This window comes from Streptomyces sp. NBC_01384, assembly GCF_045040035.1.
GTDB lineage: Bacteria > Actinomycetota > Actinomycetes > Streptomycetales > Streptomycetaceae > Streptomyces.
Window position 1 is genome coordinate 281786 of record NZ_CP109560.1, and the last position, 17461, is coordinate 299246.

At 68.6% G+C, this 17461-nt stretch carries 20 protein-coding genes and 1 pseudogene; 16 read left to right on the plus strand and 5 right to left on the minus strand.

Annotated features, from left to right (window positions below; translation table 11 throughout):
- Nucleotides 1-87 precede the first annotated feature (87 nt).
- The 6 genes from OG747_RS48720 (at nucleotide 88) to OG747_RS48745 (ending at nucleotide 4342) form a co-directional block, all read left to right on the plus strand.
- Complete coding sequence (locus OG747_RS48720; RefSeq protein WP_331744532.1) at nucleotides 88-828, plus strand: ATP-dependent DNA ligase; 741 nt, start codon at nucleotides 88-90, stop codon at nucleotides 826-828.
- A 116-nt stretch (nucleotides 829-944) separates the two neighbouring features.
- Entirely contained in the window at nucleotides 945-1172 is a 228-nt protein-coding gene (locus OG747_RS48725; RefSeq protein ID WP_331744528.1) for a hypothetical protein, read from the plus strand.
- Nucleotides 1169-2218, plus strand: coding sequence for an ATP-binding protein (locus OG747_RS48730; RefSeq protein ID WP_331744525.1), 1050 nt, complete (start codon nucleotides 1169-1171; stop codon nucleotides 2216-2218). The genes OG747_RS48725 and OG747_RS48730 overlap by 4 nt, the downstream gene beginning before the upstream one ends.
- Nucleotides 2215-2847 carry a hypothetical protein gene (locus tag OG747_RS48735; RefSeq protein WP_331744523.1) on the plus strand — a complete coding sequence of 211 codons (633 nt, stop codon included), beginning with the start codon at nucleotides 2215-2217 and terminating at the stop codon, nucleotides 2845-2847. The genes OG747_RS48730 and OG747_RS48735 overlap by 4 nt, the downstream gene beginning before the upstream one ends.
- 105 nt (nucleotides 2848-2952) lie before the next feature.
- Nucleotides 2953-3597 carry a class I SAM-dependent methyltransferase gene (locus OG747_RS48740; protein ID WP_331744520.1) on the plus strand — a complete coding sequence of 215 codons (645 nt, stop codon included), beginning with the start codon at nucleotides 2953-2955 and terminating at the stop codon, nucleotides 3595-3597.
- Between the two features lie 91 nt (nucleotides 3598-3688).
- Nucleotides 3689-4342 (plus strand): hypothetical protein, encoded by a 654-nt coding sequence (locus OG747_RS48745; protein ID WP_331744517.1) that lies wholly within the window; start codon nucleotides 3689-3691, stop codon nucleotides 4340-4342.
- On the opposite strand, the gene OG747_RS48750 is transcribed toward OG747_RS48745, so the two are convergent.
- Complete coding sequence (locus OG747_RS48750) at nucleotides 4314-5510, minus strand: MFS transporter (protein WP_331744514.1); 1197 nt, start codon at nucleotides 5508-5510, stop codon at nucleotides 4314-4316. The genes OG747_RS48745 and OG747_RS48750 overlap by 29 nt on opposite strands.
- A gap of 38 nt (nucleotides 5511-5548) precedes the next feature.
- Here OG747_RS48750 and OG747_RS48755 point away from each other — a divergent pair, with 38 nt between their 5' ends.
- The 4 genes from OG747_RS48755 to OG747_RS48770 all read left to right on the plus strand — a co-directional run bounded on the left by OG747_RS48755 (nucleotide 5549) and on the right by OG747_RS48770 (nucleotide 10025).
- Complete coding sequence (locus OG747_RS48755; protein WP_331744511.1) at nucleotides 5549-6145, plus strand: CGNR zinc finger domain-containing protein; 597 nt, start codon at nucleotides 5549-5551, stop codon at nucleotides 6143-6145.
- Nucleotides 6146-6274: 129 nt separating this feature from the next.
- Nucleotides 6275-6775: a winged helix DNA-binding protein gene (locus tag OG747_RS48760; protein ID WP_331744508.1), complete on the plus strand. Its 501-nt coding sequence runs from the start codon at nucleotides 6275-6277 to the stop codon at nucleotides 6773-6775.
- Nucleotides 6766-8022, plus strand: coding sequence for an MFS transporter (locus OG747_RS48765; RefSeq protein WP_331744505.1), 1257 nt, complete (start codon nucleotides 6766-6768; stop codon nucleotides 8020-8022). The genes OG747_RS48760 and OG747_RS48765 overlap by 10 nt, the downstream gene beginning before the upstream one ends.
- A gap of 266 nt (nucleotides 8023-8288) precedes the next feature.
- Entirely contained in the window at nucleotides 8289-10025 is a 1737-nt protein-coding gene (locus OG747_RS48770) for a zeta toxin family protein (RefSeq protein WP_331744502.1), read from the plus strand.
- On the opposite strand, the gene OG747_RS48775 is transcribed toward OG747_RS48770, so the two are convergent.
- Nucleotides 9989-10264 carry a hypothetical protein gene (locus OG747_RS48775; RefSeq protein WP_331744499.1) on the minus strand — a complete coding sequence of 92 codons (276 nt, stop codon included), beginning with the start codon at nucleotides 10262-10264 and terminating at the stop codon, nucleotides 9989-9991. The genes OG747_RS48770 and OG747_RS48775 overlap by 37 nt on opposite strands.
- Before the next feature lie 717 nt (nucleotides 10265-10981).
- Here OG747_RS48775 and OG747_RS48780 point away from each other — a divergent pair.
- Nucleotides 10982-13123, plus strand: coding sequence for an ATP/GTP-binding protein (locus OG747_RS48780; protein WP_405886246.1), 2142 nt, complete (start codon nucleotides 10982-10984; stop codon nucleotides 13121-13123).
- Nucleotides 13124-13183: 60 nt separating this feature from the next.
- Here OG747_RS48780 and OG747_RS48785 read toward each other — a convergent pair whose 3' ends face one another.
- Nucleotides 13184-13558, minus strand: coding sequence for a PIN domain-containing protein (locus OG747_RS48785; RefSeq protein ID WP_331744493.1), 375 nt, complete (start codon nucleotides 13556-13558; stop codon nucleotides 13184-13186).
- Entirely contained in the window at nucleotides 13555-13809 is a 255-nt protein-coding gene (locus tag OG747_RS48790; protein WP_331744489.1) for a hypothetical protein, read from the minus strand. The genes OG747_RS48785 and OG747_RS48790 overlap by 4 nt, the downstream gene beginning before the upstream one ends.
- A 384-nt stretch (nucleotides 13810-14193) precedes the next feature.
- Between OG747_RS48790 and OG747_RS48795 the strand changes: the two genes are divergently transcribed.
- The 4 genes and pseudogenes from OG747_RS48795 to OG747_RS48810 all read left to right on the plus strand — a co-directional run.
- The gene (locus tag OG747_RS48795) at nucleotides 14194-15417 is read left to right on the plus strand and encodes an ISAs1 family transposase (RefSeq protein ID WP_331744486.1); all 1224 of its coding nucleotides are present in this window, start codon (nucleotides 14194-14196) and stop codon (nucleotides 15415-15417) included.
- Nucleotides 15418-15612: 195 nt separating this feature from the next.
- Nucleotides 15613-16029 carry a group II intron reverse transcriptase/maturase gene (locus OG747_RS48800; protein ID WP_405886532.1) on the plus strand — a complete coding sequence of 139 codons (417 nt, stop codon included), beginning with the start codon at nucleotides 15613-15615 and terminating at the stop codon, nucleotides 16027-16029.
- Nucleotides 15926-16192, plus strand: coding sequence for a hypothetical protein (locus tag OG747_RS48805; protein WP_405886248.1), 267 nt, complete (start codon nucleotides 15926-15928; stop codon nucleotides 16190-16192). The genes OG747_RS48800 and OG747_RS48805 overlap by 104 nt, the downstream gene beginning before the upstream one ends.
- Nucleotides 16193-16300: 108 nt before the next feature.
- Nucleotides 16301-16492, plus strand: a pseudogene (locus OG747_RS48810) (ISKra4 family transposase); the annotation flags it as partial.
- Between the two features lie 17 nt (nucleotides 16493-16509).
- Here the strand turns inward: OG747_RS48810 and OG747_RS48815 are convergent.
- Nucleotides 16510-16890, minus strand: a complete 381-nt coding sequence (locus tag OG747_RS48815) for a YybH family protein (protein ID WP_405886534.1) — start codon at nucleotides 16888-16890, stop codon at nucleotides 16510-16512.
- On the opposite strand from OG747_RS48815, the gene OG747_RS48820 reads away from it, so the two are divergent.
- On the plus strand, nucleotides 16850-17290 hold the full coding sequence (locus OG747_RS48820; protein ID WP_331765007.1) for an RICIN domain-containing protein: 441 nt from the start codon (nucleotides 16850-16852) through the stop codon (nucleotides 17288-17290). The genes OG747_RS48815 and OG747_RS48820 overlap by 41 nt on opposite strands.
- Nucleotides 17291-17461 lie beyond the last annotated feature (171 nt).

Below are 17461 nucleotides of genomic sequence, written 5' to 3' on the forward strand. Positions count from 1 at the left end.
GCGCTGACCTGCCGTGGTCGGGCCGGTAGTCGGGTGCGTACGCGCACTCGGTTCGCCGACGGGCGGGCTGGGTGGAAGGCATGGGCTGTGACGTGGACACTGCCGGAACCGATGCTCGCCGCCCCTGTGTCCGACCCTGCGCTGCTGCCGGGATGGGCGGGTGAGCCGAAATGGGACGGGTTCCGGGCAGGGGTCTCCGTCGACGCGGGCCAGGTGGTGCTGCGCTCCAGGCGCGGCACCGACATGGCGCCGGCCTTTCCGGAGGTTGTGGCCGGGGCTGCGCAGCTGCCGGACGCGACCGCGCTGGACGGCGAGCTGGTCGTATGGGACGCCGCGGGCCGCCTCGCGTTCGAGCGGTTGCAGAACCGGCTTGCCCGGCGCGGTGCCGGGGCGGCCCGGGCGGCGGAGGAGTGGCCGACCCACTTCGTCGCGTTCGATCTGTTGCGGCTGTCCGGGACGGACACGACCGGGTGGCCGTACCAACGGCGCAGAGCCGCGCTGGACTCCGTGTTCGCCGCCCGCCGGCTGTCTGCGCCGTGGGCGCTGTGCCCGTCGACCACCGAGGCCGACGTCGTACGCGAGTGGCTGACATGGGCGTCGGTCGGGATGGAGGGCGTGGTCTTCAAGAGGCTGGCCGACGCCTACCGGCCCTCGGTCAGAGGCTGGCAGAAATACAAGGTCCGCGAGACGGGCGAGGCGATCGTCGGCGCGGTCACCGGCTCCCAGGCCGCTCCCCGCACGCTGCTGCTCGGCAGGTACGACGACCAAGGCCGCCTTCAGTACGTCGGCCGCACCACCACCCTCGCCCAGGCCAATGCCGTTGCTTGACTACTGAACCATCGCGGGCTGCAGCGTGATGACCTTGGCTGTGATCTGTCGCGTCGGCCGCCGGTCCCGGGTGTTGATCCGGTAGGAGAGCTTCGAGGAGTACTTCGAGTCCGGACGTGCTGACCCGCGCGCATGCCGGCCCGGAGACCACAGAGGCCAAGCCCAGGAAACGCACCCGCCGGGACAGGCAGGTGGCCGCCCACACCAAGGCCGCCCCGCCCGTCCCGACACCTCCTCTGTCTGCCGGTTCCGAGCCGTCGCTCGCCGAGGACGACGAGCCGCTGGCCGAGGTGATCCCCCTGGGGCTGTTCGATCCGCTCGAAGATCCGTGGAGACACAAGTGACCGAACCCGGCCCGATAGCCGGCGCCACCCTGGAGACTGTCGATGACGAAGCCGGGCTCCACCTGACCACACGCCAAGGATGGCGCCGCTTCACCGCCGATCCCCCGCCGCCGCCACGGCTGTTGACGTCGAAGGAGTACGCCGCACTCTCCGACCTCGAACGGGACGTCTACGACGAGGCACGTCTCGATCACCATGCCCGGCTGCTGGTCGTCGCCGCCTCCACCGTCCGCCACACCGTGACCTGCGGACGCCGCCTGGTGCTGCTGAACCGGCACGCGATCAGCGCCCGGCGCGGGCTGATCGTGTCCGGTCCGGCCGGCACCGGCAAAACGATCGCCATCACCCAGCTCGGACGGTCCCACGAACTCCTGGACCGGGCACGCCACCCGCACGTCCGCGACCGGATCCCGGTCGTATACATCACCGTCCCGCCCGCCGCGACAGCCCGCATGGTCGCCGCCGAGTTCGCCCGTTTCCTCGGTCTGCCCGTCCGGCGCACTTCCAACATCACCGACCTCATCGAGGCCGTCGTCGGCGTCTGCACCGACACCCGCGCCGGCCTCATCCTGGTCGACGAACTCCACAACATCTCACTGACCAGCCGCCACGGCGCCGAAGTCGCCGACACCCTCAAGTACTTCTCGGAGCGCATTCCGGCGACGTTCATCTACGCGGGCATCGACATCGAGCACAGCAACCTGCTCTCGGGAACCCGCGGCGCTCAGATCGCCGGCCGGTTCACGCTCATCCCCACCCACCCGTTCCCCTACGGCGCGGAATGGAAGGGCCTGGTCGCAACGCTTGAGGAGACCTTGCTGCTGCACGAGCACCAGCGCGGCACGCTGGTCGCTCTCGACCGCTACCTGCACGACCGGACCGGCGGCATGATCGGCGCCCTGTCTCACTCGATCCGCGGGGCCGCGATCGACGCGATCCTCACCGGCACCGAGAAGATCACGAAGAAGTCCCTCGCGGCGATACCTCTGGACCACTCCGCCCAGGCGGCTTCGTCCCCGGCCAAGGCGGCGGTGACCAGACGGTGACCGGGCCTTCTGCCGAACGCCTCGCCGAGCTTCCGGCCAATGTCCGACCCAAGCTCGGTGAGAGCACCGATTCCTACGTCCGGCGCCTGGCCCGCGCCAACCACCTCAAGCCCAGCGATCTGCACTGCTTCCTCGCCGGCCCGCCCAACTGGTTCGGGAAGCCCCGGATCGAACGGCTCGCCGCGGTCTCCGGCCGTTCCGAGGCTGCCCTGCAACGGGCCCTCTCGGACGCCAGCTCCGCCCGCAGCCGGGCGAAGCCCACCCCCAGAACCTTGCGCATCCAGACTCACAAGGCCCTCAAGCAGGGCAGCCTGGACATGACCCTGCCCATCCAATACGACGCGCTTGGGGGCGACGCGACCGTCCGGCAGATCGCAGGGCGGTGGAATGTTCCGCGCTGGCTGGTCCGCCGTGTCCTGGACTCCGCGATCTTTCCCGACCGCCAGACCCCCAAGAACCGATCCTCCATCACCGAGCCGGTCAAGGCTCAGATCAACTCGATGATCACGAGCGGGATGGGCCCGAAGGAGATCTGGACAGAACTGATGGACGTCCACGACATCTCGGTGTCCATGGGCAGCCTGCAACGACAGACCGCCCGCCGGCACCCTACGACGAGGCGCAGATGACCGGCTGTCCCATCTCGAAGGATCCGGCCCCCGTCTCAAGTGGCCTGGCCTGATTCATCGTTGATCTGGTTCGTCATCCTGATCACTCGACTACTGTGTCGGGCGATGAACACGGACGGCTGGTTGGCAGACACCCGGACCTCCTACGACACGGTCGCGGTTAACTATGCCGACCAAATACGCGAGGCTCTGGCCGAGAAACCGTATCTTCGGGCGACTCTGACGTTGTTCGCAGACTTGGTTCACGCCGCTGGCGGCGGACCGGTGGCGGACGTGGGCTGCGGGCCTGGACACGTCACCGCTCACCTCCACGAGCTGGGTGTGGATGCTTTCGGCATCGACCTTTCCCCCGTGATGATCGATGTCGCTCGGCGTGACCACCCTCGCCTGCGGTTCGAAGTGGGCTCGATGACGGACCTCGCCCTCACCGATGCTTCGGTCGCCGGCCTGCTCGCTTTTTGGTCGTTGATTCACATCCCCGACGATGCCGTCCCCACGGTCCTCGGGCACTTCCGGCGGGTGTTGCGTCCCGGCGGACCACTTCTGCTCGGCTTTCACGTCGGCAACGAGTCAAGGCTGAAGACCCAGGGCTACGGCGGTCACCCGATGAACGTTTACGTCCACCGCCGCCAGCCTGACAAAGTGGCGGCCTGGCTACGCGATGCCGGGTTCACGGTCGAGGCCCAGATACTGCTCGACCCCGACGACAGCGTTCCAGGGGCGGTCCTTTTCGCGCGCCGTCAGTTCTAGCCCCGTCAGTGGTCCGGCTGCGGCCGACCACATTCAGTGACAGTGCCCACCGGCCTCATCCTCACCGCGCCGACAACCGCGGACGCCGACAGTGACCGACCACCTGCCCTTGCCCCTCGCCCCGCTCCCCGTCAACGTCCGTCCCCGGCTCGGCGAGACCACCGACCACTACATCCAGCGACTGGCCCGCGCCAACCACCTCAGGCCCAGCGAACTCCTGCAGCACCTCACGCCTCCGCCCCACAAGACCGGCCGCAGGCCCCAACTGAGCCGTCTCGCCGCCCTCAGCGGACGCTCGGCAGACGTCCTGGTCAACACCCTCGCGGACGCCGGCCCAGCCGCCGAGCCGACTTCGTCCGGCCTTCGCCTTCAACACCACCCGGCGCTGCACGACAACAACGGCCACAACATCACGTCGCTGATCAAGCACAACGCCCGCAGGAACAAGAACGGCCTGCGGCAGATCGCCGACACGTGGAAGATCCCGCTCTGGCTCCTCAGAAGAGTCCTCAATCCACGCTTCCCCGACCCGAAGCCCCCACTGCGGGCCTCGATGTCGGAGGACACCTACCGCACGATCTGGGAGTACTACCTCCAGGGCGCGACACCCACACAGACCTGGCACAACCTCCTCGACGACCACGTCGACTGGATTCCGCTGACCACCGTCACGAAGCTCTTCCTGCGCTTCTCTGAAGAGGACGACGCGGCCGAACTCAACAAACGTGCTCCTCAGACGAGTTGATGGTTGCCGACGGGATCGTGAAGAAAACCAGCGCTGCGAGGACCGCCACACTCGCTGCGAGGGCCACGGCGACTGGAAGGGACCAGGCCACGAGCGGTCCGGCAACCGCCGTCCCCAGGGCGAATCCGGTGATTTTCAAGCTGGCGCCGGTGGTGAAGATCTGGCCACGCAGGTGGTCTGGAGCCTCCCGGTGGCGGATGTCGAACAAGGCGGCCAGCTGGGGTCCTTCACCGATCCCCGCTACGAGTGCGGCCACGATGAGCACGACGGGTGACCCCACGGTGGCCAAGGCCAGCGCGGCAGCCTGGACAAGGGCACTGGCCCAGATGATCGTGTCGGGGGCGACTGCACGCGGAAACCGGGCGAGTACGGCGTTGGCCACCAGGGCGGAGACCGCCGCGCAGGAAAGCAGTACCGCGCCGCGGCCAGCTCCGCCCAGGACACGCTCGCCCAGGAGTGGGATGCACGCCGTCAGCATGCCCTGGGCCAAACAGGAGACGACTGAGGTGAGGGTCGCCCGGGCCAGAGGCGGCCTTCCTGCGATGATGCGCATTCCGGCAGCAAGGTCGCTGATCACCGAAGTCGTCTGAGCGCCCCGCGCCCGACCCTGACGGGCGGGCAGCATCCATGCGGCGGGCAGCGCCAAGGCGATGAGCACCACGGAGACCACCACGGCCGACGGGGCTCCCAACGCCTCCGCCACGCCGCCGGCGAGAGCCGGACCGGCCAGACTCGCCACGCTGAACGTCATGGCATCGAGCGCGTTCGCCCGCGGCAGGTGCTCGCCAAGCACCACACGCGGCAGCTGGGCCGTCCATCCGCCCGACAGGGCCGGCCCCAGCAGTCCCGTCACCACGGCGATCAGGATGGTGACACCGAACGGCAACCGGCCCAGTCCCACGAGAATCATCCCCAACCCCGCCGCATACAGGACGAGGGCCCCGGCCAGCAGGCGTCCCGGCCGTCCTGCCCTGTCGAGGAGCGCCCCGATCACCGGCCCACCTACCGCGGCAGAGATCGTGATGCCCGCAAGCAGCGACGACGCTTCAACAGTCGATCCGGCCAGGGCAAATCCTGCCAACATCAGCGCCGGTCCTGACATCTCGTCTCCGGCTCGAGCTGCCACTGCTCCGGCGAGATACAAGCGGAGTGAGTAACGCCTTCTCATCAGCAAGACGTTACGGAGGTAACTCAAAACTCAGCAAGATGCGTTACATTCCACAGGTGCTCTCCAACAGCGACGACTGGTCCACCCGACACTCCGTGCTGACCACGGCTCGACGGACCGCTGCCCTGATCAACGCTCTCGCTGACGACCGCCCCGACCCGAACGACGTCGCCGACGTGCTCCGCGACTACGGCGAGACCGACCCCATCGACCTCACCACCCGCGATGTCGCCGGGATGCGCGCAGCCGCCGCACTGCTGCGGCAAGTCTTCGCCGCCGAGCACACAGATGACGCGGCAGCCACCCTCAACCGCCTCCTGCACGAACACACCGGACCACTCCGCCTGACCTCGCACGGCGGCAGCACCCCCTGGCATCCCCACCTCGACCGCGACGACAACGCACCCTGGGACGAGTGGCTCCTCGCCTCGTCCTGCATGGCCCTGACCGTCCTCGTCTGGGATCGTCAACGCCCGCCCGGCAGGATCTGCGCATCACCCAGCTGCCAGAACGTCTTCATCACCCAGGGCAGCGGTCCGGAGCGCCGCTACTGCTCCCGCCGATGCGCGACCCGCGAACGCGTCGCAGCCCATCGACGCTCCCACTCCACCGAGCAGTCGAGCGACATTGAGTAGGGCGCTCAGGATCCACCGCGACATCACTCAACCTTCGATGAGAATCGCTCAACCTTCGCTGCGACAGATCACCCGGCACTGACACGGCAAAAGCAACAGTGCTTATATAAGTGCTGTTACGATGCGCTGATGGCCGACCCCCATGCACTCGACCCCAGCCAGCAGAGCCTCTGGCGGCCCTTGCGCCTGCTCCAGGCGTCGATGGACGCCGACATCGCCCGGATTTACTCCGAGCAACAGATGGACGGGCTCAAAACAAGCTTCGTCATGGAACTGCTCCGGCTCCACGCCTGCGGACCCATGACCATCACCGAACTGGCCGAGTCGGTCCACCGCACGCATTCGGCACTCAGCCAGAAAGTCGCCGCAATGCGCACGGCCGGCTGGGTCCAGACCGTCCCGGGCGATGACGCGCGCAGCAAGAAGGTGACGCTCACCGACAAAGCCCGCCACGTCGTCGGTCGCCTGACGGCAGAATGGCGCGCCACCGAGGCCGCCCTTGGTGAGCTCGAGGCCGAGATTCCCTACCCGCTCTCCCGGGTTGTCGCCGATATCGAGCAGGCCCTTGAGCGCAAGAGCTTTCACGACCGGATCGCCGAGAAGCTGGCCGAGGACCCTGCATGGGGCTGAGGCACACGCTGATCGACGTGACCCCACTACGGTCGTCACCGCCGTTCCGGCGGCTGTGGCTCGGCCAGGCCCTGTCCGGTTTCGGCAGCCAGATGGCACTCGTCGCCGTGATGTTCCAAGTCTGGCAAATGACGAAAAGCACCATGTGGACGGGCGCAGTCGGGCTGGCACAGGCGATTCCACTCGTCGCGCTCAGTCTCTTCGCCGGGTCGCTCGTCGACCGAGTGGACCGCCGGAAGTTCTATCTGCTCACGACCAGCGGGCAAGCCGTGTGTTCGCTCCTCCTTGCACTCCAGGGCTTCCTCGGGCACCTTCCTGTCGCCGGTGTTCTGGGGCTGGTCGCAGTTCAATCCTGCTTCGTCGCCGGCGGCGGCCCGGCCGCACGCACCTTCATTCCGCACCTTCTGCCCAAGCACCAGCTGGCCGCGGGACTGGCCCTGAGACGCATCGCCTTCCAGTGCGCCATACTGATGGGCCCCGCGCTGGGCGGACTGATCGTGGGCGGGCTGGGCGTCGGCGGCTGCCACCTGGTCGACGCCCTGACATTCGTCGCCGCGCTCTACGGTGCGTTCGCCTTGCCGCAGATGAACCCCGGAGACGAGCCCGCACGGCCTGGCCTGCGCGGAGTGCTGGACGGTCTGGCCTTCTTGGGCCGCACTTCCGTCATTCGCGGGGCCCTGCTCACAGACCTGGCCACCACCGTGCTGTCGATGCCCATCAGCCTGTTTCCCTTGATCAACGCAGAACGGTTCGACGGCGACCCGCGCACTCTCGGACTGTTCCTCACAGCCGTAGCCGTCGGCGGCGTGGCAGCGTCTCTCTTCTCCGGGACCTTCACCCGGCTCCCGCGCCCCGGCCTGGTCATGCTTGGCGGATCCGCCACCTGGGGCGCGGCGTTAACGCTCTTCGGCATGTCACCCGACCCGTGGGTCGGTTTGGCCTTCCTCGTCATAGCCGGCGCCGCCGACACCGTCTCCGTCGTATCCCGGAGCACCGTGGTGCAGATGCACACCCCCCAGGAACTACTCGGCCGGGTCAGCGCTGCTGAGCAGATCGTCGGGCAAGCCGGCCCCGACATCGGCAACATGCGCGGCGGCCTCGTCGCAGACGCCACCTCGGGAGCAGCAGCCCTCGTCAGCGGTGGCCTGCTGTGTCTCGGCGCCGTCGCCGTGGTGGGCGCCACCACGGCGGACCTGCGCAGTTCCTCCGCACCGTCCCCGCCCCACACAGCCTCAGCCAGCCCATGAGCCCGGCTCCGGGGCGAAAAGGCAAACGCCTGGCCAGGCAGCGCCCTTCGGCGTCCCAGCTGGCCAACTATCAGTCGATGAAATGGCCAACTACGGATCGTCACAACGGGATGACGTGGGCTTCTTCGCGCGCCCCTGGCCATCTATCGCGCGAAGTCACAACGTTGATCGCGCTCGCTGTCCCACGACGCGGGGCGAGAGACGGGAGGAGCGCGTGCGAGACGAGGTTCTGCACCGGGATCCTTCCGGCTGCGCTGAAGGGCGCTGTGCGCCAAGACCGGCCGGTCGTCGTGATCGTCGGCGGCCAGCCCGGCGCCGGAAAGACCGCAGTCGCAGACCTGGTCCAGGCAGCGCTGGATCGCCGTGGCGGTGCGGTGCGGATCTGCAGCGACCTCCACAAGAGCGCGCACTGCCAGTACGGCGAGCTTTTGGCCGACGACGTCCGCACAGCCGGGGTGATGGTCCGGCCGGACACCCACCGGTGGCAGGCCGCGGTCGAAGACCATGTCCGCATGCACGGGTTCGACGCGGTGGTTGAGTCCGCCCTCGCCGACATCGAGGAGTTCCGGACGTCCGGAGCCGCGTATCGGCGGGCCAGCCACCGGATCGAGGTGGTCGCCGTGGCGACGCCGGAGGCGCTGAGTCAGCTCGGAATCCTGGATCGCTTCCTGTCCGAGGCGATCGCTGGCTGCGGGCGGTATGTGTCGTGGGAGAACCACGACGCCTGCGCGCGGAAGATGCTCGCGACGCTGGCGGCCGTCGAAGCCGAGCGGTTGGCCGACCGCATCACCGTTGTACGCCGGGACGGCGCGGTGCTGTACGACAACGAACTCGTCGACGGTTCCTGGCGCCGTCGGCCGGCGGCGGACCGGGCGGTGGCGTACGAGCGCTCCCGGCCCTGGACCGCGCGGGAGACAGCTGTCGTCCGTCGTGATCTGGCGCGGGCCGATCAGCGGTTGCACCGCGATCTCGACTGTGAGGACCGCCGCTTGGCCGTTCAGCGGGATGTCGAGCGCGCTGCTGCTCTGGCGGAACCGGTCCGCCGTATCGCCCAGCCGCGCAGGCAGGCTCCGGGTGTGGATTACCACCGGCTGTCGGCCGAGGAACACCGGTGGGTCTTCGATGAGCTGATCGCGCCGTCGTACCTGAGCGGGATCGTCAGCCGCGACGACCCACGGGCGGTCTACGTGCTGGGTCAGCCGGGGGCGGGGAAGTTGCTGGCCGCCAGGATGGTGAAGCGGGCCATGCGGCCGGGGACGACCCGCCTGGTCGGTGACGACTTCAAGGCGTCGCACCCGGACTATCTGCGGCTGCTGACCGAGGATCCCCGCAACGCCGGGGCCGCGATCCGGGCCGACTACCGTGCCTGGTTCGCCGAGGCCGAAGAGTACGTGCGCCGGTGCCGCGGCGACGCACTGATCGAGGGCGCGCCGGGCAGCGTGGATGAGTTCCTCTCCAGCGCGCTGCCGTTCGCGGCCGACGGCTACCCGGTCGAGCTGGTAGTACTGGCGGTGCGGGAGGCGGACAGTCTGCTGTCCACGGCGCTGCGGTACGCCCGCTCCCTACAGGCAGGCGGTTACACCCGCTTCACTTCACGCGCGGGGCATGACGTGTGTTTCCGCGCCCTGGCCGACGTCGTCGACGCCGCGCAGCGGCATCCGGCGATCACGGCCGTGACGGTGATCCGTCGGGACGGCGAGGCCCTGCTCCGGCAGGAGCAGGGCGGGGGTCGGCGGGCGGCCTGGGTGCTCGCCGCGGAACGGATGCGGCCGTACACCGATCAGGAGGCCGTGCAGTTCCTCCGGCTCCACCAGGCGCTGCGCCGCGCGCTTCCGCAGCACCGGTGGGAGCTGGACGCGGTTGCCGCGCTGGCGCGGCCGTTGATGTCCGCGCGGGTGCAGCCGGCCCGGATCGACCGGCCGCACCCGTCCGTCTGGCCCCTGCCTGTACGGCGCACGGCCTCGGGCTACGGCTCCCTGAGCTCCTTCAGCCGGGCGGCGTAGAGCGCTGCGATCCGCTCGGTCTCCTGCGGGTCGGCGGTGTCGAGGCGCCGCTGGTCCTCAAGCGCGGCCTGACGGCCGGCGGTCAGCTCTTCGATCCGGTCCTCGTCAGGAACCGGGGTCCTGCGCTCGGCAGCGATCTGGGTGCTGTACCAGGTCACCACGTCCCGGACGAGGTCCGCTGCATGCTGATCACTGCCGCCGTCCAGGCCGGAGAAATCGCTGCTGGGAGTGTCGGACACGGCCTACCGCCTTCGTATTGATCTTGATCGGAAACGGCCATTGTCTCCCTGGCCGAATCCGGTGACCCAGTGCCGCGACGCGCCGCGAGCTGCGGGAGGGCTCCTTCGCACCCCGCTGCCTGGGGGAGATGCTTCTCCAAGGGGCCTGTTGCGGGCATAGGTTGGGCCCAGGTGATCATCGTTTCGGGGGTGGGACGTGGCAGGTCGGGATCTGCGGGCACTGTTCAGCACGAACGACCGGGGCCTGGAGGCCGTGGAGGCGTTCACGAACCGGCAACTGCAGTGGGAGCTGGTCGCGGCCGCACTGTCCGAGCATCTGCGACTGATCACCGAGTCCGCGTTCGATGTCGAGGACCTGGAGCGCCCACGTCACAACGTGATGGTGTTCCACGGGGTCGGGGGAATCGGCAAGACGACCTTGTCCCGCAAGCTGGAGGCCGCGCTCGCCGGGGCCGATCAGCGGCCTGCCCAGTGGGGTGAGCCCGCCTGGTCCGGACAGCGGATCCTGCCTGTACGCATCGACCTGGCTCGCTCCGTCGGAACGTCCTTCGAGGACGTCGTCCTCACGATCCGCGCGGCGCTGGCCGAACTGGGCCGCCCGCCTTCGACATCGCCCTTCGCCGTTACTGGGAGACCCAGCACCCCGGTGAACCGTTGGAGGAGTACCTGCGCCGCGGTGGCCTCGCAGGCCGGTTCGGCAAGGCTATGCCGCAGCAGATGCAGTCCGCTCTCGCGGACGTCGCCCAGGCGCTCCTCCTGCCGGGCACCGTCGGTACGGCGGCCGGTGCGCTGGCCGGCTCCCTCACGAGGGCGCTGCACGAGCGTCGGCAGACCGTGCGGGCACTCGCTGGGTGCGCGCGGCTGGCGGATCTGCTGGAGGCCGACCCGGACCTGGAGGCGCTGAGCTTCTACCCGCACCTGCTTGCGTGGGAGCTCGCCCATCTCCCGGCGGACAAGCGCGTCATGCCGGTGATCCTGCTGGACACCTTCGAGGACGTCGGCGACCGTACGCACCGCGACCTGGAGCGCCTCATCCAGCGGGTCGTGTGGCTCATGCCGAACTGCTTCTTCGTCATCACCGGCCGCTCGCGCCTGCAGTGGGCGGATGCTGCTCTACAGGGGCAGCTCGACTACACCGGCCCGGCCGCCTGGCCGGGTCTGGCCCTCCCCGCAGCCGTCCCGGCGGCCCGCGCCGCCCGGCCTCCCCACAGCCACGCGCGGCAGGTCCTCATCGGCGACTTCTCCCCCGAGGACTGTGACGACCACCTCGCCCGCCGGCTCACCCGCGACGGCGAACCACTTATCAGCGAGGAGATCCGCCAGGTCATCACCGACCGCTCCCACGGCCTGCCGCTCTACCTCGACCTGTCGGTGATGCGGTTCCTCGAAATCCGCCGTACCGGCCGTAGCCCCGCCCCGGCCGACTTCGACCACGACTTCCCCGCCCTGATCGCCCGCACCCTCTCCGACCTCACCGCGCCCGAGCGGAACGTACTGCGCTCTGTGTCCTTGCTCGACGCCTTCGACCTGCCGCTCGCCGCGCGAGCCGCCGGCCTGACCCACGAGGCGCCGGCACTGCGCCTGATCGAACGTCCTTTCGTCCGGCAGGATCCCTTCGGCCTGTGGCCCTACCACCTGCATGGGCTGATCCGCTCCACCCTCCGGGGCGCCGACGATCACACCGACGACCGATGGTCTCCGCGCGACTGGCACCAGGCCGCCCAGCGGATCCTCGCCGCGCTGGGCGAGCAGTGGACCGCCGGCACCAGCCGCGACCGCCGGCTCCTCGTGGGCTGCCTGCGCCAGGGCCTCGCCATCGCCCGGGACCACAACCTCGACCTCGACTGGCTCACCGACGCCGTCTGGACCTACGTCGGCGATTCCGTCTGGGAGCCGGTCACCCCACCCGCCCCCGGCGCCCCGGCGCCCAGCACACCCGCCGACGCCCTCGTGGAACTCCTCAGCACCCTCACCCGCCGCCAGCACGAACACCGCGCCCGCACCGTCAGCCGACTCACCGCCGTCCTCGACGCCGACCTGCTGCCCGCCGACCTGCAGGAGATGGCGCTCTACTACCGGGCCAAGTCCCTGCGCGACACCGGCCAAGCCGCCCCATCCCGCCGCGACTACCAGCAGGTCGCCGACCAGGGCGGCCGCCTCGCCCCGGCCGCCCGCCGCGGCCTGGCCCACGCCGCACGCCTGGCAGGCGACTTCCCCACCGCACTCGCCGCCGCCCAGAACCTCGGCTGGGAAGGCCGCCACCACCGCGTGCTGGGTGACCTGTACTGGCTTCAAGGCCAACCCGAGCGCGCCGCCGCGGCCTACCTCGCCGGACGCACCGAAGCCGAACTGCACGGCAAGACCGGCGAAGCCGCCCACAACCAGGCCCTGCGCGCATTCGCCATCGCGCTCTACGCCCCCGACCAGGCCACCGCGGAAATCGACCTCGCCCACCAGCTCCTGACCGGCCTCAACCTGCGCGCCACCACCATCAACGTCCGCCGGGCCGAACTCATCCGCGATGCCGGCAGCGACAGCGTCGACGACCAGATCGCTACGCTGCGCACCGAACTCGACATCGCGGGCCTCACCTCACTGACACCCGCGATCGAGCTGGCCTGCGCCTTTCACCAGGCAGTCCTCGACGACCACACCGCACTGCACGCCACGCTCGCCCGGCTACGAGAACAGACGTCCGACGAAGATCACGCCTACTTCGTCGACATCGCCCAGTTCATGGCCGACCTGCCTGCCGATCAGACTTCCGCAGTCCGGTGGCTCGACAGTGAACAGCACACCCGCAGCCGCTGGCGTGGCCTGGTCATCGCCCGGCAGGCGCACCTGCACGCCGGGCGATGACGAAAGAAAGGGGGCCGTTTCCCGCAGGAAACGGCCCCCCTTCGTCCGAGGCGGCGGGGGTCAGGTGGGGTTCAGCGGAGTGATGCCGGTACCCGCGTACAGCTCGGGTTCCAGCGACAGGACCGTGAGCGGCTCTCCCGCCTTCACCGCGTGCCAGGCGATCGCAGCAGCGTGGGCCACCGGCCAGTCCACGTTTCTCCAGTCCATCGCATCCACAGCATGAGCTGCAGTGAACGGAACGTTCTCCGCGAACCGCAGGGATGCCGCGTGCCTGCCCGCGCCCGCAACCTGCCGTTCGGCAGCCAGCACGGACAGCGAGGGGATGATGACCCGGCCGGTGCCGCGCGAGGCCTCGATGTACAGGCCCGTGAAGAAGGAGTCCGCGCGGTACAGAGCGCCAAGAGCGGTGTGGTCCAAGACGGCCGTCAGGTTCATGCGGCGGCGCCGCCCTGATGGGCGCGGATCTTCGCCCAGGCGTCCTGGCCGGCTTGCTGGACCTGGTCGGTGTACTCGATGCCCAGCTCACCGGCAGCCTCAACAGCCCGCTGCTCGCGTTCGGCTGCCGTGGGTTCACGGGTGGCGAGTTCTGCCAGCAACTCGGTGATCGTGGTGCCGCGCTCGTCAGCGAGGATGCGCAGACGGTCACGCACTTCCTCGCTGGTCTTGATGCTCGTCGGCTTGCTCATAGAGCCGATTCTACCGCCGGTAGACATCGGCGGGAGTCGCTTCCCTGAGCATGTCGCCGTCCCCGCAACTCCGCCCCGTCCCCTCACCGCAGCTCGGCGTCGACCTCGCGGGGCAGCAGCGGCCGGTCCTTGACCCGTCGGTGCGAAAGCGCCGGCGGGCGGCGCACCGCCTTCAGGATGCGCCGCTCGGCCGGGGGGGGCCGCCTGAACTGCAAGAACGCCGCAGTTCAGGCCCTTTTCGGCTTGGCCTCGGCCTCCAGGGCGGTTGCAAGTTCCGGGATCGCGTAGATCGTCCGCACCCAGTGGGAGTTGACGTGGCAACAGCACAGGCACGAGACCGGTGATCATCAGGGTGTCTACGCCAGCTGATCACATCGAGGTCCCGTGCCTGCTGCTCCATCCTCCCCGATCCCTGCCGTCCTGGCGAAACTGGGCCCCCTGCACCAGCACGACACCGGCCGACTGCGTGCCCACCTCCAGCGCGTACCCGACCCGCGTTCGCGCCGCGGGCGGTGGTATCCCCTGGCCGGCCTGCTGCTGGTCTGCGCCTGCGCAGTCGTCTCCGGCGCCCGGACCATCACCGAGATCACCGAGTGGGGACAGCGTGCCACCACCACGGTGCTGGAACGACTCGGCATCCGCAGGCACTTGCCCGGACGTCGACGCGCGCCGTCCCATTCCACCCTCACCCGGCTCCTGGCCGCCCTCGACGGCGATGCCCTGGACAGCGCGATCGGCGCCTACCTGGCCGAACGCGACCACACCGCGCTCATCGGCACCGGCTCTGCGCTGCGGCCGGCGATCGCGGTGGACGGCAAGGCGCTGTCCGGCTCCGCGCACCGGCAGCAGCGCCACCGGCACCTGCTGTCCGCTGTCACCCACGCCCCCACCGTCACCCTGGCCCAGCGGGAGGTGGGGGCCAAGACCAACGAGACGGCCGCTTTCCGTCCGCTGCTGGAACCACTCGACCTGGCCGGCACCGTGGTCACCTTCGACGCCCTGCACAGCGTCAAGGACCAGGTGCGCTGGCTGGTGCAGGAGAAGAAAGCCCACTACATCGCGGTGATCAAAGGAAATCAGCCGACCGCATCGGCCCAGGTCAAAGCCCTGCCGTGGGAGCAGGTGCCCGTAGCGCACACCGTCTCGGGCACCGGGCACGGGCGGCGGGAGTCCCGCTCGATCAAAATTATGGCCGTCGCGGCGAACCTGGGCGGGATCGCCTTCCCGGAAGCACGGCTGGCCTTGCGCATCCACCGGCGCCGCCAGGAGAACGGCAAGCAGCAGACCCGGGAGACCGTCTACGCCGTCACCAGCCTCGATACCCACCAGGCCAGCCCTGCCGACCTGGGCGGATACGTTCGCGGCCACTGGGGAATCGAAAATTCCAGCCACCATGTCAGAGATGTGGTGTTCGCCGAGGACGCCTCCACCGCCCACACCGGCAGCGCGCCGCGGGCGATGGCCACTTTGCGGAACCTGGCCATCGGCAGGCTGCGGCTGCTGGGAGCGGACAACATCGCCAAGACCACCCGAGCGATCCGGGACGCACCCGAACACGCTCTCTGGATCTGGGGCATCACCGACAGCCCACTCCTACCGGGAACTTGAAGCCGCCCTGCGCGGTTCCTCGGCTACGAGATCCATGTCGCAAGCACCGACCGCAGAACGATGCCCCGCTCTACGCGTCCACGGCGCAACGCCCGGACCCTGAGCGGGACCATCGCTCTCAAAGTGCCTGCGGCAGTGGTCAAGGCCAAGAGCGCCCCGTACTTGTCACGCGGCAAACCCGAGTGCCGGAACCCGATGGTCAAGGAGAGCGATTACACCATCGTCAACCGATTCGGGGCCGAGTACCGGGGCGTCGTCCAGTACTACCTACTCGCCCATGATGTCCACCGGCTGCATCGGCTGCGGTGGATCATGGAGACCTCCATGATCAAGACCTTGCAAGCACCGCTCCTCGGTGTCGAAGATGGCGGCCCGCTACAAGGCCAAGATCCTCACTCCGTACGGTCCGCGGACCTGCTTCGAGGCACGGATCGAGCGAGGAGGGAGCAGCCCGCTGGTCGCACGGTTCGGAGGTGTTCCCCTCAAGCGGCAAAAGAGAGCGGCCCTGTTGGACCGTACTTCCCCTGTCCCCGTCTATCCGACGAAGGAGCTGGTCAAGCGACTCCAAGCGGGCGAATGCGAGCTGTGTCAGCAGGCGGATGCGGACGTTGAAGTCCATCACGTCCGTCAGCTGGCCGATCTCGAACGGGCCGGGAACCCGCCACCGGAATGGGCACGGATCATGACGTCCAAGCGCCGCAAATCCCTTGTGGTCTGCGGAGCTTGTCATGACGGTATCCACGGGAGGCGGGCCGCAGAAACACTCACGTCGTAGTCACTGGAGAGCCGCGATGCCCGGAAACGGGCATGTCCGGTTCGGAGGGAGGCCACGCGGAAAAGGGCCAGCTCACAGCTGGTACCTCGCCGCGTGGTCGACCCTACCCGCCATCTGATCGCCGACCGACTCGACATCTCCGGCGCCCGTTGGGGCCTGGCCGGCGCCGAAGCCGTCCTCAAACTCCACGCCGTCCACAGCAACAACGACTTCGACGCCTACTGGCGCTACCACGTCACCCGCGAACACGAACGCCTATACCAAACCGCTGACCAGGCCGAATACACTCTCACCGCCTGATCACCCGCCGGAAGGGATCAGCTGCTCAGATGCTCATGGAGCATCATCCACACGCCGTTCCGCCGCACGATGACGTTGGTGCCCCGCCCCTGACCGGAGCGTGGTTCGCCTTCAACGACACCGGTCCACGCGAACCGATAGCGGCACACGGCCACATCGGTTGTAAGCACGGGCCACTCCAAGTCCCGGACCTCATACACCTCGTCGAGGATGGTCGAAAACGTCTTCTCGACCGCGGATCGAATCTCCTCTATACCCTGATATGAACCGTCCGAGAACCAGTAGCTGGCGTCCTCGGCAATGAACGGCACGACACACTCGATGTCGTGGTTGTTGTTCGCCGACTCGTACTCGCGCATGAACGACACGAGTTCAGATTTCAGAGACATCCGATCCATCACGGCATCCATCATCTCGACACTCGCGCGCGGCCGTCACAACTTTACCCATCTCCACCACCCAGGTGGCAGCCCGACTCATCCTCCCTCAAGACGAGCCACACCCATCGGCTATTCGGGTCAGTACTGGCGGTGGACCGGCACCACCAACACGTCCTCGACACTCCAGAACTACACATGGGGCCACTGCCTCGACAGCAACTCGGCCGGGGACGTCTACGCCAACGGGTGCAACGGTGGGAACAACCAGCTGTGGCAGGTCGTCCAACCCGCGGCGGGAAGTGCAGTCCTGCTCCGAAACACGGCGACCCGCCTCTGCCTCTACCAGGCCGCTGGCGGCCTCTACCGGACGACGACGTGTGACCGCAATGCGCGTACACAGCGGTGGACCATCGGCTGAGCTGGGCGATGGCCTGAAGGCGCGGGTAAGGTCCGGGCCGAACGCAGTCGGTGCGGACCCGCTGCGCGCTCTGGCTCCACTGGCCGGCAGCATCGTCTGCCCGGCACCCCGCCCCGCCGCAGACCGTTTTCCCTTGACGAACTACAAAGGGGCCCCAGTAGCGGGCGTGGT

Excerpts from the sequence above, each read along its gene's own strand:
- OG747_RS48765 (WP_331744505.1), top strand. The coding sequence starts at position 6,766 with ATGGGGCTGAGGCACACGCTGATCGACGTGACCCCACTACGGTCGTCA.
- OG747_RS48760 (WP_331744508.1), top strand. The coding sequence starts at position 6,275 with ATGGCCGACCCCCATGCACTCGACCCCAGCCAGCAGAGCCTCTGGCGG.
- OG747_RS48750 (WP_331744514.1), bottom strand. The coding sequence starts at position 5,510 with ATGAGAAGGCGTTACTCACTCCGCTTGTATCTCGCCGGAGCAGTGGCA.
- OG747_RS48780 (WP_405886246.1), top strand. The coding sequence starts at position 10,982 with ATGCAGTCCGCTCTCGCGGACGTCGCCCAGGCGCTCCTCCTGCCGGGC.
- OG747_RS48815 (WP_405886534.1), bottom strand. The coding sequence starts at position 16,890 with ATGGATCGGATGTCTCTGAAATCTGAACTCGTGTCGTTCATGCGCGAG.
- OG747_RS48740 (WP_331744520.1), top strand. The coding sequence starts at position 2,953 with ATGAACACGGACGGCTGGTTGGCAGACACCCGGACCTCCTACGACACG.
- OG747_RS48785 (WP_331744493.1), bottom strand. The coding sequence starts at position 13,558 with ATGAACCTGACGGCCGTCTTGGACCACACCGCTCTTGGCGCTCTGTAC.
- OG747_RS48800 (WP_405886532.1), top strand. The coding sequence starts at position 15,613 with ATGGTCAAGGAGAGCGATTACACCATCGTCAACCGATTCGGGGCCGAG.
- OG747_RS48820 (WP_331765007.1), top strand. The coding sequence starts at position 16,850 with ATGAACGACACGAGTTCAGATTTCAGAGACATCCGATCCATCACGGCA.
- OG747_RS48755 (WP_331744511.1), top strand. The coding sequence starts at position 5,549 with ATGCGTTACATTCCACAGGTGCTCTCCAACAGCGACGACTGGTCCACC.
- OG747_RS48790 (WP_331744489.1), bottom strand. The coding sequence starts at position 13,809 with ATGAGCAAGCCGACGAGCATCAAGACCAGCGAGGAAGTGCGTGACCGT.